The 12,983-nt window shown below is 62.2% G+C and carries 14 protein-coding genes; 9 read left to right on the top strand and 5 right to left on the bottom strand.

Annotated elements, in window-relative coordinates:
* Positions 1-84: 84 nt before the first annotated feature.
* The gene (locus ACMGF5_RS09385; RefSeq protein ID WP_012312073.1) at positions 85-726 is read right to left on the bottom strand and encodes a hypothetical protein; all 642 of its coding nucleotides are present in this window, start codon (positions 724-726) and stop codon (positions 85-87) included.
* A 369-nt stretch (positions 727-1,095) separates the two neighbouring features.
* Here ACMGF5_RS09385 and coxB point away from each other — a divergent pair, with 369 nt between their 5' ends.
* The 4 genes from coxB to ACMGF5_RS09405 are packed head-to-tail and all read left to right on the top strand — an operon-like array spanning position 1,096 to position 5,337.
* Positions 1,096-2,223 (top strand): cytochrome c oxidase subunit II, encoded by a 1,128-nt coding sequence (gene coxB, locus ACMGF5_RS09390; protein ID WP_414157744.1) that lies wholly within the window; start codon positions 1,096-1,098, stop codon positions 2,221-2,223.
* 43 nt (positions 2,224-2,266) lie between these two features.
* The gene (ctaD, locus tag ACMGF5_RS09395; protein WP_012312075.1) at positions 2,267-3,856 is read left to right on the top strand and encodes a cytochrome c oxidase subunit I; all 1,590 of its coding nucleotides are present in this window, start codon (positions 2,267-2,269) and stop codon (positions 3,854-3,856) included.
* 10 nt (positions 3,857-3,866) lie between these two features.
* Positions 3,867-4,433: a cytochrome c oxidase assembly protein gene (locus ACMGF5_RS09400; RefSeq protein WP_046786827.1), complete on the top strand. Its 567-nt coding sequence runs from the start codon at positions 3,867-3,869 to the stop codon at positions 4,431-4,433.
* A gap of 16 nt (positions 4,434-4,449) precedes the next feature.
* On the top strand, positions 4,450-5,337 hold the full coding sequence (locus ACMGF5_RS09405) for a cytochrome c oxidase subunit 3 (RefSeq protein WP_046786828.1): 888 nt from the start codon (positions 4,450-4,452) through the stop codon (positions 5,335-5,337).
* Positions 5,338-5,486: 149 nt separating this feature from the next.
* On the opposite strand, the gene ACMGF5_RS09410 is transcribed toward ACMGF5_RS09405, so the two are convergent.
* Positions 5,487-5,690, bottom strand: coding sequence for a twin transmembrane helix small protein (locus ACMGF5_RS09410; RefSeq protein WP_012312078.1), 204 nt, complete (start codon positions 5,688-5,690; stop codon positions 5,487-5,489).
* A 51-nt stretch (positions 5,691-5,741) separates the two neighbouring features.
* On the opposite strand from ACMGF5_RS09410, the gene ACMGF5_RS09415 reads away from it, so the two are divergent.
* Genes ACMGF5_RS09415 through ACMGF5_RS09435 form a run of 5 tightly spaced genes read left to right on the top strand, consistent with a single transcriptional unit; the run spans position 5,742 to position 9,623 of the window.
* On the top strand, positions 5,742-6,482 hold the full coding sequence (locus tag ACMGF5_RS09415) for an SURF1 family protein (RefSeq protein ID WP_414157745.1): 741 nt from the start codon (positions 5,742-5,744) through the stop codon (positions 6,480-6,482).
* On the top strand, positions 6,448-7,032 hold the full coding sequence (locus ACMGF5_RS09420; RefSeq protein ID WP_414157746.1) for a hypothetical protein: 585 nt from the start codon (positions 6,448-6,450) through the stop codon (positions 7,030-7,032). Before ACMGF5_RS09415 ends, ACMGF5_RS09420 begins: the two co-directional genes overlap by 35 nt.
* A gap of 10 nt (positions 7,033-7,042) precedes the next feature.
* Complete coding sequence (locus tag ACMGF5_RS09425; RefSeq protein WP_115273257.1) at positions 7,043-8,116, top strand: COX15/CtaA family protein; 1,074 nt, start codon at positions 7,043-7,045, stop codon at positions 8,114-8,116.
* On the top strand, positions 8,101-8,994 hold the full coding sequence (cyoE, locus tag ACMGF5_RS09430) for a heme o synthase (RefSeq protein ID WP_115273258.1): 894 nt from the start codon (positions 8,101-8,103) through the stop codon (positions 8,992-8,994). The genes ACMGF5_RS09425 and cyoE overlap by 16 nt, the downstream gene beginning before the upstream one ends.
* On the top strand, positions 8,991-9,623 hold the full coding sequence (locus ACMGF5_RS09435) for an SCO family protein (protein ID WP_115273259.1): 633 nt from the start codon (positions 8,991-8,993) through the stop codon (positions 9,621-9,623). Before cyoE ends, ACMGF5_RS09435 begins: the two co-directional genes overlap by 4 nt.
* Before the next feature lie 97 nt (positions 9,624-9,720).
* On the opposite strand, the gene ACMGF5_RS09440 is transcribed toward ACMGF5_RS09435, so the two are convergent.
* The 3 genes from ACMGF5_RS09440 to ACMGF5_RS09450 all read right to left on the bottom strand — a co-directional run bounded on the left by ACMGF5_RS09440 (position 9,721) and on the right by ACMGF5_RS09450 (position 12,971).
* On the bottom strand, positions 9,721-10,824 hold the full coding sequence (locus tag ACMGF5_RS09440) for a polyamine ABC transporter substrate-binding protein (RefSeq protein ID WP_115273260.1): 1,104 nt from the start codon (positions 10,822-10,824) through the stop codon (positions 9,721-9,723).
* A complete protein-coding gene (locus tag ACMGF5_RS09445; RefSeq protein WP_046786833.1) occupies positions 10,824-11,867 on the bottom strand; it encodes a histone deacetylase family protein in 1,044 nt (347 codons plus the stop codon). The genes ACMGF5_RS09440 and ACMGF5_RS09445 overlap by 1 nt, the downstream gene beginning before the upstream one ends.
* A gap of 111 nt (positions 11,868-11,978) precedes the next feature.
* The gene (locus ACMGF5_RS09450; protein WP_115273261.1) at positions 11,979-12,971 is read right to left on the bottom strand and encodes an AraC family transcriptional regulator; all 993 of its coding nucleotides are present in this window, start codon (positions 12,969-12,971) and stop codon (positions 11,979-11,981) included.
* Positions 12,972-12,983: the final 12 nt, after the last annotated feature.

Below are 12,983 nucleotides of genomic sequence, written 5' to 3' on the forward strand. Positions count from 1 at the left end.
CCGATAGGGGGGGCGGGAAGAATCTATCTGTGCGCGGTACAGCCGATCAGTTGGAGCCTGTTCCCATGGGGCTGCTGGCAGCGCTCAGGCCGGCTGGCCCAGTTCGACACCCAGCTGGCGCGACAGGCATGGCCAGCGTTTCCAGGCCTCGCCAGTCTTCGGGCTGCTCAAGGTTTCCCGGTAGGCTTCTACGGATTCGGTAGCAAAGCTTTCCTCGTTGAGCATTTCATCCACCGAATGGTGCACCACCTCATCGAGCTGGTTGGCGAAGGTCTCTCCGATCAGTTGATGGGCAATCAAGTTGGCCATGGTGGTATCGAATGGGATCAGTGGTTGCTGGAAGTGGCGGATATAAAGGTCGTTCACCTCCTCCACCAGGCGGTGCGCCAGGTAGGCTTCATCCAGCAGGCAGTCCAGGCCCACGTGCCCTTGCATCACGCTCGGCGGCTGCAGGAAATAGGCTTCGGCGATCTTCAGTACAGGTTTGATCTGCGACTCGATACCGGCCTCGAGCGCCACCGCGTGGGCAGCCTCCAGCAACTCCGGCACCTGGTCGATATAGGCGCTGACGAAGCGCGCCAAAGTACCCTGGGCGTCCTGCTCAGGCAGTTGGATCGAGGGGTGCAGATGGGGCAGTTGCAGCTCGAGACGCTCTTTCAGTTGGCCGGTATGGCGTTCGTGATCGTGGGCTTGGCTTATTTGCTCGCGTACAGCAGCGATGTTCATGACAACTCCAGGGACAATACGTTTCAAACGGAAGACACTAAATTAGCTCGGTATACAGAATACCTAAGACGCATTTGTTATAAATCGCGCAAACGTGTGCGCTGTTGGGTATATGCAGATGCCACCATTATGCCACTTAGCGTCTAGAGCAGGCCTTGCAGGCGATTTCGCGATTTCATGAAGATCATTTCACCTGCGTCGTTGCGTGCCATTGGTCGCTGTCTATACTCGGGTTGAACGTGATTCGCTGATGAGGCCCGACTGCTTTTCGCAGGGGCTCGGTCGTCGAAGCCAGGCAGTCTTGACCGCCGTTCCCTCTTGCCGCAGGCCACGCCTCCGGGACAACAAGAATTAGAAGGGGAACCCGCAATGATGCGACATCCACCAGTCTGGATGGGCCTCCTGTTGTGGTTGGTTTTAGGTCAGGCCAACGCCGCCTGGACCGTGAACATGGCGCCGGGGGCGACGGAAGTCTCCAACGCCGTGTTCGACCTGCACATGACCATCTTCTGGATCTGCGTGATCATCGGCGTCGTGGTGTTCGGCGCGATGTTCTGGTCCATGGTCATCCACCGCCGTTCCACCGGCCAGCAAGCTGCGCATTTTCACGAGCACACCTGGGTGGAAATCCTGTGGACCGTGGTCCCCTTGCTCATCCTGGTGGCCATGGCCATCCCCGCCACCAAGACCCTGATCGATATCTACGACGCCAGCGAATCGGACATTGATATCCAGGTTACGGGCTACCAGTGGAAATGGCACTACAAATACCTGGGCCAGGACGTGGAGTTTTTCAGCAACCTGGCCACCCCTGCCGACCAGATCCAGAACAAGGCGCCCAAGGATGAGCACTACCTGCTTGAGGTCGACCAGCCGCTGGTGCTGCCGGTAGGGGCGAAAGTGCGCTTTCTGGTGACGGCCGCCGACGTGATCCATTCCTGGTGGGTACCGGCTTTCGCGGTCAAGCGTGACGCCATCCCAGGCTTTGTCAATGAAGCCTGGACGCGCGTCGAGAAGCCCGGCATCTATCGCGGCCAATGCACCGAACTGTGTGGCAAGGACCACGGTTTCATGCCGGTGGTGGTGGAGGTCAAGTCCAAGGCCGACTACGACACCTGGCTCGGCGAGCGCAAGGCCGATGCGGCCAAACTCAAGGAGCTGACCAGCAAGGAATGGACCCTTGAAGAGTTGGTCGCGCGCGGCGACAAGGTTTACCACACCACCTGCGTGGCCTGTCACCAGGCAGAAGGCCAGGGCCTGCCGCCGATGTTCCCGGCTCTCAAGGGCTCGAAGATCGCCACCGGCCCCATAGATGCCCACTTGAACATCGTCTTCCACGGCAAGCCCGGTACCTCCATGGCGGCCTTCGGCAAGCAACTGTCTGAAGTCGATATCGCCGCCGTGGTCACCTACGAGCGCAACGCCTGGGGCAATGACAAAGGCGACATGGTCACACCGAAGGACGTGCTGGCGCTCAAGCAGGCACAAGCGCAATGAACCGGGTTACTCGCGGCAGTCAGTGGGCTGCAGGAGACAGGACATGAGTGCAGTGATCGACGACCACGCCCACGGCCATGAGCATGCCCACGGCCCGGCAAAGGGCTTGATGCGCTGGGTGCTGACCACCAACCACAAGGATATCGGCACGATGTACCTGTGGTTCAGCTTCATCATGTTCCTTCTTGGCGGCTCGTTCGCCATGGTGATACGCGCCGAACTGTTCCAGCCCGGGCTGCAGATCGTCGAGCCGGCATTTTTCAACCAGATGACCACCATGCACGGCCTGATCATGGTGTTCGGCGCAGTGATGCCGGCCTTCGTCGGCTTGGCCAACTGGATGATCCCGCTGATGATCGGCGCGCCGGACATGGCCCTCCCGCGGATGAACAACTTCAGTTTCTGGCTGCTGCCGGCAGCGTTTCTGATGCTGGTATCGACCCTGTTCAGCCCTGGTGGCGGGCCGAACTTTGGCTGGACCTTCTACGCCCCGCTATCGACCACCTATGCCCCCGCCAGCGTGACCTTCTTCATCTTTGCCATCCACTTGATGGGTATCAGTTCGATCATGGGGGCCATCAACGTCATCGCCACCATTCTCAACCTGCGCGCACCGGGCATGACCCTGATGAAAATGCCGCTGTTCGTCTGGACCTGGCTGATCACGGCCTTCCTGCTGATCGCGGTGATGCCGGTGCTGGCCGGTGTGGTGACCATGATGCTGATGGATATCCACTTTGGCACCAGCTTCTTCAGCGCCGCCGGTGGCGGTGACCCGGTGCTGTTCCAGCATGTGTTCTGGTTCTTCGGCCACCCAGAGGTGTACATCATGATCTTGCCGGCCTTCGGCGCGGTCAGCTCGATCATCCCGGCGTTCTCGCGCAAGCCGCTGTTCGGCTACACCTCGATGGTCTATGCCACGGGTGCGATCGCATTCCTGTCGTTCATCGTCTGGGCGCACCACATGTTCGTGGTCGGCATCCCGGTGGTGGGTGAGTTGTTCTTCATGTACGCGACCATGCTCATTGCCGTGCCCACCGGGGTGAAGGTGTTCAACTGGGTCAGCACCATGTGGGAAGGCTCGCTGACCTTCGAGACGCCGATGCTGTTCGCCATCGCCTTCGTCATATTGTTCACCATCGGTGGGTTCTCCGGGCTGATGCTGGCCATCGCGCCGGCAGACTTCCAGTACCACGACACCTACTTCGTGGTGGCGCACTTCCATTACGTGCTGGTGCCTGGGGCGATCTTCGGCATCTTCGCCTCGGCCTATTACTGGCTGCCGAAGTGGACCGGCCACATGTACGACGAAACCCTCGGCAAGCTGCATTTCTGGCTGTCGTTCATCGGCATGAACCTGGCCTTCTTCCCCATGCACTTCGTTGGCTTGGCCGGCATGCCGCGGCGCATTCCTGACTACAACCTGCAGTTCGCCGACTTCAACATGGTGTCATCGGTCGGTGCGTTCATGTTTGGTGCCACGCAGATCTTCTTCCTGTTCATCGTCATCAAGTGCATTCGCGGCGGCGCGCCGGCCCCGGCCAAACCCTGGGATGGTGCAGAGGGCCTTGAGTGGTCGGTCCCTTCGCCGGCGCCGTATCACACCTTCCAGACGCCACCGGATGTGAAATAGGTAACCGCCCATGACCGGCCAACCGCTCAAACGTCTGGTGCTGCGCCTGCTGATGCTGACGGTGGTGATGTTCGCCTTCGGCTTTGCCCTGGTGCCGATCTACGACGTCATGTGCAGGGCCTTCGGCATCAATGGCAAGACTGGCGGGCAGTATGAGGGTAGCCAGGTCAGCGATCCGACGCGTTCGGTGCGGGTGCAGTTCATGTCGACCAATGCCGGTGACATGGTCTGGGACTTCTACGCCACTGCCGACCAGCTCGCGGTCAACCCGGGGGCCGTCAACCAGATGATCTTCGTGGCTCACAACACCACTGACCGGCCGATGAGCGCCCAGGCCGTACCCAGCATCACACCGGCCGAGGCCGCGGCGTATTTCCACAAGACCGAGTGCTTCTGCTTTACCCAGCAGGTGCTGCAGCCCGGCGAACGTATCGAGATGCCTGTGCGCTTCATCGTCGACCGGGACCTGCCGGCCAGCGTGAAGCACCTGACACTGGCCTACACCTTGTTCGACATCACCGCTCGTCACCCGCCGGTCGCGCATGTCGCGCCCCAGGACGTTCAGGGCGCCCGTTAAGGGAAGGAGAACAGCAATGGCAAGTCATGACCACTACTACGTCCCTGCGCAGAGCAAGTGGCCGATCATTGCCACCATCGGCATGTTCGTCACGGTGTACGGCCTTGGCACGTGGTTCAACGACCTCAAGGCTGGCCACCCCGACTCCCATGGGCCGCTGATTTTCTTCGTCGGTGCGCTGCTGCTGGCCTACATGCTGTTCGGCTGGTTCGGGGCGGTGGTTAAGGAAAGCCACGCCGGGCTGTATAGCGCGCAGCTGGACCGCTCGTTCCGCTGGGGCATGAGCTGGTTCATCTTCTCCGAGGTGATGTTCTTCCTGGCCTTCTTTGGCGCGTTGTTCTACGTGCGGGTACTGGCCGGGCCATGGCTCGGTGGTGAAGGCGACAAGGGGGTCGCACACATGCTGTGGCCCAGTTTCGAATTCACCTGGCCCCTGCTCAATACCCCGGACCCCAAGCTGTTCCCGCCGGCCAAGGACGTCATCGACCCTTGGCACCTGCCTTTGATCAACACCATTTTGCTGGTCAGTTCGAGCGTGACCATCACCATCGCCCACCATGCACTGCGACGTGACCACCGTGGGGCGCTGAAGCTGTGGATGGCAATCACCATCCTGCTGGGGTTGAGCTTCATCGCGCTGCAGGCCTACGAATACTTCGAGGCCTACACCAAGTTGGGCCTGACGCTGGGCTCGGGGATCTACGGCGCAACCTTCTTCATGCTCACAGGCTTCCACGGTGCCCACGTTACCTTGGGCACGATCATTTTGATCGTCATGTTCGTGCGCATCCTGCGTGGGCACTTCAACCCGGACAAACACTTCGGCTTCGAGGCGGCAAGCTGGTATTGGCACTTCGTCGATGTGGTGTGGGTCGGTTTGTTCATCTTTGTATATGTGCTGTGAAGGGCGACGCAGCCCTTGTAGGAGCGGCCTTGTGTCGCGAAAGGGCCGCAGCGCGGACCCTGGATGTCGGCTCAAACGCATAAAGTGCCGGGGCTGCTCTGCAGCCCTTTCGCGACACAAGGCCGCTCCTACAAGTGGCGCAGAGAGGCTCAGAAAGGAGCGTGGGAGACCAGCTGGCCACTGATGAGGCCATAAGCAACCAGGGCGATGGTCAGGCAGGCCAAGGTGACACGCACTGTCAGTGCCTTGAGCAGGCGGGTCGAGTTCTCATCGTCCTTGACCAGAAACACCAGGCCGCTGAACAGGCTGGCAATGGTGGCCAACAGCATCATGACGATCGCGGCCTTGAGCATGGCGTTTCTCCGGGGGGATGCGGTGATGTGGATAAGTATAGCGAGGCGCCCGTGAGGCCGTTTCGCCCGGGCTGGGTACCCACCCTGGTAGTGCTTGCGCTGCTGCCGGGGTTGATTGCCCTTGGCTGCTGGCAATTGGGCCGAGCCGACGAAAAGCGCGCATTGCTGGCCAACCATGCCGAGCGCAGCGTCGACGCGCCGCTTTCCGCGGCCCAGTTGCAGCCGAGCGACGATACCGCCTTCCGCCGTGTGCACCTCTACGGCCGCTTCGATGCCGAGCACAGCGTGCTGCTGGACAATCGCATGCGCGACGGCCAGGCAGGCGTCGAGTTGCTGCAGCCCTTTCTCGACCAGCCCAGCGGCTTGTGGCTGTTGGTCAACCGCGGGTGGCTGCCCTGGCCCGACCGCCGCGTACCGGTGCCCTTCGACACCCCTGCGCAGGCTCTGGCCCTGGATGCCTCGGTATACGTAGCGCCCGGCAGCACCTTTCAATTGCACCCCGACCCCGTTGGCGGCCAATGGCCGCACCTGCTGACGGTCGTGAACCCCACACAACTGTGGCAACAGCTTCGGCGCGAAGGGTTCGCCCATGAATTGCGCCTGCAGCCCGGCCCGGCGGCTTACCGCCTGGACTGGCCTGTGGTCGCCATGGGCCCGGAAAAACACCTGGGTTATGCGGTGCAATGGTTCGCCCTGGCCACCGCCCTGGTGCTGCTCTACCTCTACTTTGGCTGGCACAACAAAAAGGAGAACCGCCATGGCCGCCACCACCACTCCACTGGACCTGCCTGAACGTCGCAAACCCAGAGCCCGCGGGCGTTTGCAGCTGATCCTGATTCTGCTGGTGGTGCTCGGCCCGATGATCCTGGCCACCAGCATGTACAAGCTCAAGTTCTGGGTGCCGGAAGGCCGAAGCTATCACGGTACGATGATCGGCAATGGCCAGAGCCGCAGCGATATCGGCATCGCTGGCGAGGACGCACGTTGGCAACTGCTGGTCAGCGCCCCAGAAAGCTGTGCCGAAGACTGCCAGCGCCTGGTTTACCTGGCGCGGCAGATCCAGATTGGCCTTGGCCGGGACGCCAGCCGTGCCAGCCATGCCCTGGCCGCTGCCCAACCGTTGAGTGCCGGCTACCAGGCCTTGCTGGGGCGCGAGTACCCACAGCTGCAGCGTTATCCACTCGATACACAGCGCTACCTTCAGAAGGTAGGAAACCCCGCGCCGCAGCTGTGGATCGTCGACCCGCACGGCAACCTGGTGCTGCGCTATGACGGCAAGGTCAGCGGCAAGCATGTACTGGATGACCTGCGCCACCTGCTCAAGCTGTCCAACATCGGCTAGGAGCCCTGCCATGGCCAGACCCGGATTCCGCCTCGCTGTGTTCGCCACCCTGCTGGCACTGCTGGTCGTACTGCTCGGTGCGTATACCCGTCTGACCCATGCTGGCCTGGGCTGCCCAGACTGGCCTGGCTGCTATGGCTTCATCAGCGTGCCGAAAACCGACGCGCAGCTGGCCCATGCCGAGCTGCACTTCCCCGAGCACCCGGTGGAGGTCGCCAAGGGCTGGGCCGAGATGGTCCATCGTTACTTTGCCGGCACGCTCGCCTTGGTGATTGCCTTGCTCGCCTTCCAGGCCGTGCGCCGGCATTCGCGCGACGGCCAGCCCTACCGCCTGCCGGTGCTGTTGCTAGGCGTTGTACTGGCCCAGGCGGCATTCGGCATGTGGACAGTGACCCTCAAGCTGTGGCCGCAGGTCGTCACCGCACACCTGCTGGGTGGCTTCACTACCCTGGCCTTGTTGTTCCTGCTGGCGCTGCGCCTGTCACGGGCCTTTGCACCGTTGCCTAAATTACCGCTGAGCTTGCGGCGGATTGCTGCCTTGGCGCTGCTGGTGGTGATCGGCCAGATTGCCTTGGGCGGCTGGGTCAGTTCCAACTATGCGGCCGTTGCCTGCACAGACTTGCCGACCTGCCATGGCCAGTGGTGGCCGGCAGCGGACTTCAGCAACGGTTTCCACCTGACCCAGCACGTCGGCCCCAACTACCTGGGCGGGCAACTGGACAGCGATGCGCGCACGGCCATCCACATCAGCCACCGCCTGGGCGCGCTGCTGGTCACTGGTGTGCTGCTGATGCTCAGCTGGAAGCTGCACCGCTGTGGCTTGCCTGGGTTGGGGCGCCTGGTACTGCTGGTGCTGGCGCTGCAGGTAGGCCTGGGCATCAGCAATGTGCTGCTGCACCTGCCTCTGGCGGTGGCTGTGGCGCATAACGCAGGCGGCGCCCTGTTGCTGCTGAGCATGGTGCTGGTCAACTACCGTATCCGCGTCGTCGACAAGGTGCGCGTGGGCCAGGGCTGGCGCCTGACGCCGGTGACAGGCGTGGGCGCGGCCCATCACTTGAGGAACGACTCGTGGCGACGCTTCTAACTGCGCAGCGTGCAGGCTGGCGCGACTATCTGGAGCTGACCAAGCCCAAGGTGGTGGTGCTGATGCTGATCACCTCGCTGGTGGGCATGTTCCTGGCGACCCGTGCCGGGGTACCTTGGAGCGTGCTGTTGTTCGGCAACCTGGGGATTGCCCTGTGCGCCGGGGGCGCTGCGGCGGTCAACCATGTGCTGGACCGGCGCATCGATGCGCTGATGGCCCGCACCCACAAGCGGCCGCTGGCCCAAGGGCGGGTCGCGCCACTGCCGGCGCTGCTGTTCGCCCTCGCCCTGGCGCTGCTGGGCATGGCCCTGTTGCTGGTGTTCACCAACGCCCTCGCCGCCTGGCTGACGCTTGCCTCCCTGCTCGGCTATGCGGTGCTCTACACCGGCTTTCTCAAGCGTGCGACGCCGCAGAACATCGTTATCGGTGGCCTTGCAGGCGCGGCCCCGCCGCTGCTTGGCTGGGTGGCAGTAAGTGGCCAAGTCAGTGCCGAGCCCTTGTTGCTGGTGCTGATCATCTTCGCCTGGACGCCGCCGCACTTCTGGGCCCTGGCCATTCACCGCAAGGAGGAGTATGCCAAGGCCGATATCCCGATGCTGCCGGTAACCCACGGCGAGCGCTACACCAAGCTGCACATCCTGCTCTATACCCTGATACTGCTGGCGGTGACCCTGCTGCCCTACGCCATCCACATGAGCGGCCCGTTGTACCTGGCCTGCGCCCTCGCCCTTGGCCTGCGCTTCCTGCAATGGGCCTGGGTGTTGTACCGTGGCAGCCGGCCGCACGCGGCGATCGGCACCTTCAAGTACTCTATCGGCTACCTGTTCGCGCTGTTCATTGCGTTGCTTGTTGACCACTACCTGTTGCTGAACCTATGACCCGAACCCAGAAAACCGTCTTCATCCTCGTTGCCCTGGTCGCGTTGATCATGGGCCTGACCGTCAACAAGGTGCTAAATGGCAGTGACCAGCCAAACCCCACCGAGCTGATCGATGCCGGCATCATCCTCTTGCCGCAGAGCCGCACAGTTGCCGACGTGACCATGACCAACCAGGACGGCCAGCCGGTGCAGCTCGACGATCTCAAGGGCAAGTGGTCGCTGCTGTTCTTTGGCTATACCTATTGCCCGGATATCTGCCCCACCACCCTGGCCCAGTTGCGCCAGGTGAAGAGCGAGCTGCCCAAGGAAGCGGTCGACCGGCTGCAGGTGGTACTGGTGAGTGTCGATCCGAACCGCGACACGCCGAACCAGCTCAAGCAGTACCTGGGTTATTTCGACAAGGATTTCGTCGGGGTGGTGGGGTCGATCGAGGATACCCAGAAGCTGGCCAATGCCTTGAGCATTCCGTTCATTCCGGCGGATACCAGCAAGCCCGGATATACCGTGGATCACAGCGGTAACCTGGCGATTGTCGGGCCGGATGGACGTCAGCGTGGGTTCATACGCGCGCCGTTCAACAACCAGAAGCTGGTGGCGCAGTTGCCGGGCCTTGTGAAGCGGGATTGAGATTGCTGGCCTGCTTTGCAGGCCATCGCGACACAAGGCCGCTCAACAAGGAACCGCGCTCTTCTGCAGGAGCGCGCGGTCCTGTTGCAAGACGGTATCAAGTCCCGGACTTGATCCTGGTCCAGGCCCGCGTCCTCGCCCGCTCTGCCTCACGCGTCAAAGGCTTGAGCGTATACAGCTTGGCCATCGCCTCCGCCGTTGGATACAGGTTGGGGTTGTTGCGGATCGCTGGGCTGACCTGGTCCGTCGCATCCTTGTTCGGGTTCGGGTACCCGACAAAGTCGCTGATCGGCGCAATCACCTCTGGGCGCAGCAGGTAGTTGATGAACGTATGCGCATCCTCCGGGTTGGCAGCGCCCTTCGGAATCGCCAGCATGTCGAACCAGATCGGCGCGCCCTCCTTGGGCAAACGCATGTCCACCACCACACCGTTTTTCGCATCCCGGGCGCGGTTTGCTGCCTGGGAGAAGCTGCCGGAATAACCAACGGCAACGCAGATGTCACCGTTGGCGATATCCGCCATGTACTTGGAAGAGTGGAAGTAGGTGATGTAGGGGCGGATCTTCTGCAGCAGAGCCTCGGCTTGCTTGTAGTCATCCGGCTTGCTGCTGTTGGGGTCCAGCCCCAGGTATTGCAACGCCAGCGGCAGGATCTCTGATGGCGAGTCGAGCAGCGCTACGCCGCACTGCTTGAGCTTGGCGATGTTCTCTTCCTTGAAGAGCAGGTCCCAGCTGTCCACGGGGGCCTTGTCGCCCAGTACCGCCTTGACCTTGTCCGGGTTGAAGCCGATCAGCACCGTGCCGTACATGTAGGGCACGGCGAACTTGTTGCCTGGGTCGTTGGCCTCGATGAGCTTCATCAGTGCCGGGTCCAGGTGTTGCCAGTTCGGCAGCTTGCTGCGGTCCAGTGGCTGGAACACCCCCGCCTCGATCTGCTTGGCGAGAAAGACGTTGGACGGTACTACCACGTCGTAGCCGGAGTTGCCTGTTAGCAGCTTCGCTTCCAGGGCTTCGTTGGTGTCGAAGATGTCGTAGACCAGCTTGACGCCGCTGTCCTTCTGGAAGCCGGTCAAGGTTTGCGGGGTGATGTAATCGAACCAGTTGTAGACGCGCAAGGTGCGCTGTTCGGCTTGTGCCTGGACGGCGCCGGTGAACAGGGTGGCAGCTATGAGTGGGGCGAGCAGGCGCTTGAGTCGGGCCATTATCGGGCTCCTGGCTGGGCGAGCTGGAAGCCTTCCAGCACATTGACCGCGTTGATACCGATTTCTTCCACTGCGTAGCCGCCTTCCATCACGAACAAGGTCGGCTTGCCGAGCTGGGCGATGCGTTTGCCCATCTCCAGATAGTCCGGGCTGTCCAGCTTGAACTGGGAGATAGGGTCATCCTTGAAGGTGTCCACGCCCAGAGAGATGACCAAAACGTCGGCATCGTAATCGGCGATGCGCCGGCAGGCGTCTTCCAGCGCGGCGCTCCAGGCTGCCCAGTCGCTGCCGGCAGGCAGCGGGTAATTGATGTTGCAGCCTTCGCCCGCGCCTGCGCCGGTTTCGTCCGCGTAGCCCAGGAAGAACGGGAACTCGTCTTGCGGGTCGCCGTGGATCGAGGCGAAGAACACGTCATCGCGCTGGTAGAAGATGTCCTGGGTGCCATTGCCATGGTGGTAATCGACGTCAAGGATAGCCACCTTGGCCCTGCCTTGGTCGAGGAAGGCCTGGGCAGCAATCGCGGCGTTGTTCAGGTAGCAGTAACCTCCCATGACCTCGGCGGCGGCGTGATGCCCTGGTGGGCGGCACAGGGCGAAGGCCGCATGGGCGCCTTGCTCGATTGCAGCTTGGGCGGTGAGGGCAACCTGTGCTGCGCTGTAGGCGGCCTGCCAGGTGCCTGCGGTGATGGGCGCGCCGGCATCGAAACTGTAGTAGCCCAACTCGCCATGCAGGCCGGTGGGTTTGACTTGGCGCAAGGTGCGTGCCGGCCAGGTGAAGGGCAACAAGTCGCCCTCCTGACCCAGCGCCGCCCAACGTGCCCAGGCACCTTCGAAGAAGTCGAGATAGTCTGCGCTGTGGATGCGCTGCAGTGGTGCACGGCCAAAATCGGTCGGGGCCTGGACATCACCGAGGTTGCGCTTTTTCACCTGCTCGAGCACATGGTCAGCACGCGAAGGCATTTCGAAGCAGGGCATCAGCTTGCCGTCGATCAGCTCGCAGCGGCCGTGGTGCAGGCGGTGGTCATCGGAATAGATCGTCAGCATTGTTGTTCTCCGGTAGTACTGGCGTTGGCCCATTTTCACGGGCTGCCGGGCGCGGGAGAACGACGCAAACGGCCAAAAGGGGATCGATGTGGCCAAGCTCGCCGGCCTTGATCAACCTCGGAAATGGCTGGGCGCCACACCGCTCCAACGCTGGAAGGCATGCCGGAAGCTTGCCGTCTCACTGAACCCCAAGCGCTCGGCAATTCGGTAGATCGGCATCTGCCCCTCGGCCAGCAGCTGCTTGGCTCGCTCGAATCGCAGCTCATCGAGCAGCTGTTGATAACTGCTGCCCAGCGCCTGTAAGTGCCGGCGCAAGGTACGAGACGAGCAGTTCATCTGCCGCGCCAAGCCTTCCAGGCCGGGGGCAGCGTCCAGTTGCTGCAGCAGTAATTGGCGTATCCGCCCCAGCCAGGCCTGGCGCCCGGTGAATTCAAGGTTCAGGCGCCGGCAGCGCTCGCTCATGGCTTTGTGGGTGATCGGGTCGGCCAGGGGCAGTGGGGCGTCCAGCCAGCGCCGCTCGAAAGCAAAAGCGTTGTCCGGCGCGTCGAACCCGAGCGGGCACGGGAAAGCATCGGTATAGCGGGCGTGATAGTCGGGCCGAGCATGTTCGAAACGCGCGCCGAGCAGCGGCAGCGGGCGGCCCAGCAGGTCGTCACAGATGACTTTGAGCGAGACCAGGCAGAACTCGGCATTGAAAGCGGCCAGCGCCGGGAGGTCGCGGTATTCATCGGCGCTAAGCCAGATGCGCTGGCCATCGTCTATCAGGCGTAAGCGAAAGACTGTTCCCAGCAGTGCCGGATACTGCAAAGCAAGGCGCAAGGCGTCACCCAAAGTGGCACTGGAGAGCAGGGCGTAACCCAGCATGCCGTAGCACGACACATGCATGCGTCTGCCCAGCTCCAGGCCAATGTCTTCACGCCGTGCCACGGCGTTGGCGCATACCTGCAGCTCTTGCTGGGTGGTGATGCGGGCATCGGCATGGCCAAGGTCTGCCGGGCCTATACCGCTGCCAGCCAGCAGCGCCGTTGCCTCGCACCCCTGTTCCTGAAACAGGTTGAGGATCAGCGAAACCGCGTTGAGGGTGGTCAGGTGGCTGTGCAGCATGCTCGCTATTCC

The organism is Pseudomonas sp. BNK-15 (assembly GCF_047456105.1).
In the GTDB taxonomy this organism is placed as follows: domain Bacteria; phylum Pseudomonadota; class Gammaproteobacteria; order Pseudomonadales; family Pseudomonadaceae; genus Aquipseudomonas; species Aquipseudomonas putida_E.

Excerpts from the sequence above, each read along its gene's own strand:
- ACMGF5_RS09385 (WP_012312073.1), bottom strand. The coding sequence starts at position 726 with ATGAACATCGCTGCTGTACGCGAGCAAATAAGCCAAGCCCACGATCAC.
- coxB (WP_414157744.1), top strand. The coding sequence starts at position 1,096 with ATGATGCGACATCCACCAGTCTGGATGGGCCTCCTGTTGTGGTTGGTT.
- ctaD (WP_012312075.1), top strand. The coding sequence starts at position 2,267 with ATGAGTGCAGTGATCGACGACCACGCCCACGGCCATGAGCATGCCCAC.
- ACMGF5_RS09400 (WP_046786827.1), top strand. The coding sequence starts at position 3,867 with ATGACCGGCCAACCGCTCAAACGTCTGGTGCTGCGCCTGCTGATGCTG.
- ACMGF5_RS09405 (WP_046786828.1), top strand. The coding sequence starts at position 4,450 with ATGGCAAGTCATGACCACTACTACGTCCCTGCGCAGAGCAAGTGGCCG.
- ACMGF5_RS09410 (WP_012312078.1), bottom strand. The coding sequence starts at position 5,690 with ATGCTCAAGGCCGCGATCGTCATGATGCTGTTGGCCACCATTGCCAGC.
- ACMGF5_RS09420 (WP_414157746.1), top strand. The coding sequence starts at position 6,448 with ATGGCCGCCACCACCACTCCACTGGACCTGCCTGAACGTCGCAAACCC.
- ACMGF5_RS09425 (WP_115273257.1), top strand. The coding sequence starts at position 7,043 with ATGGCCAGACCCGGATTCCGCCTCGCTGTGTTCGCCACCCTGCTGGCA.
- ACMGF5_RS09435 (WP_115273259.1), top strand. The coding sequence starts at position 8,991 with ATGACCCGAACCCAGAAAACCGTCTTCATCCTCGTTGCCCTGGTCGCG.
- ACMGF5_RS09440 (WP_115273260.1), bottom strand. The coding sequence starts at position 10,824 with ATGGCCCGACTCAAGCGCCTGCTCGCCCCACTCATAGCTGCCACCCTG.
- ACMGF5_RS09445 (WP_046786833.1), bottom strand. The coding sequence starts at position 11,867 with ATGCTGACGATCTATTCCGATGACCACCGCCTGCACCACGGCCGCTGC.
- ACMGF5_RS09450 (WP_115273261.1), bottom strand. The coding sequence starts at position 12,971 with ATGCTGCACAGCCACCTGACCACCCTCAACGCGGTTTCGCTGATCCTC.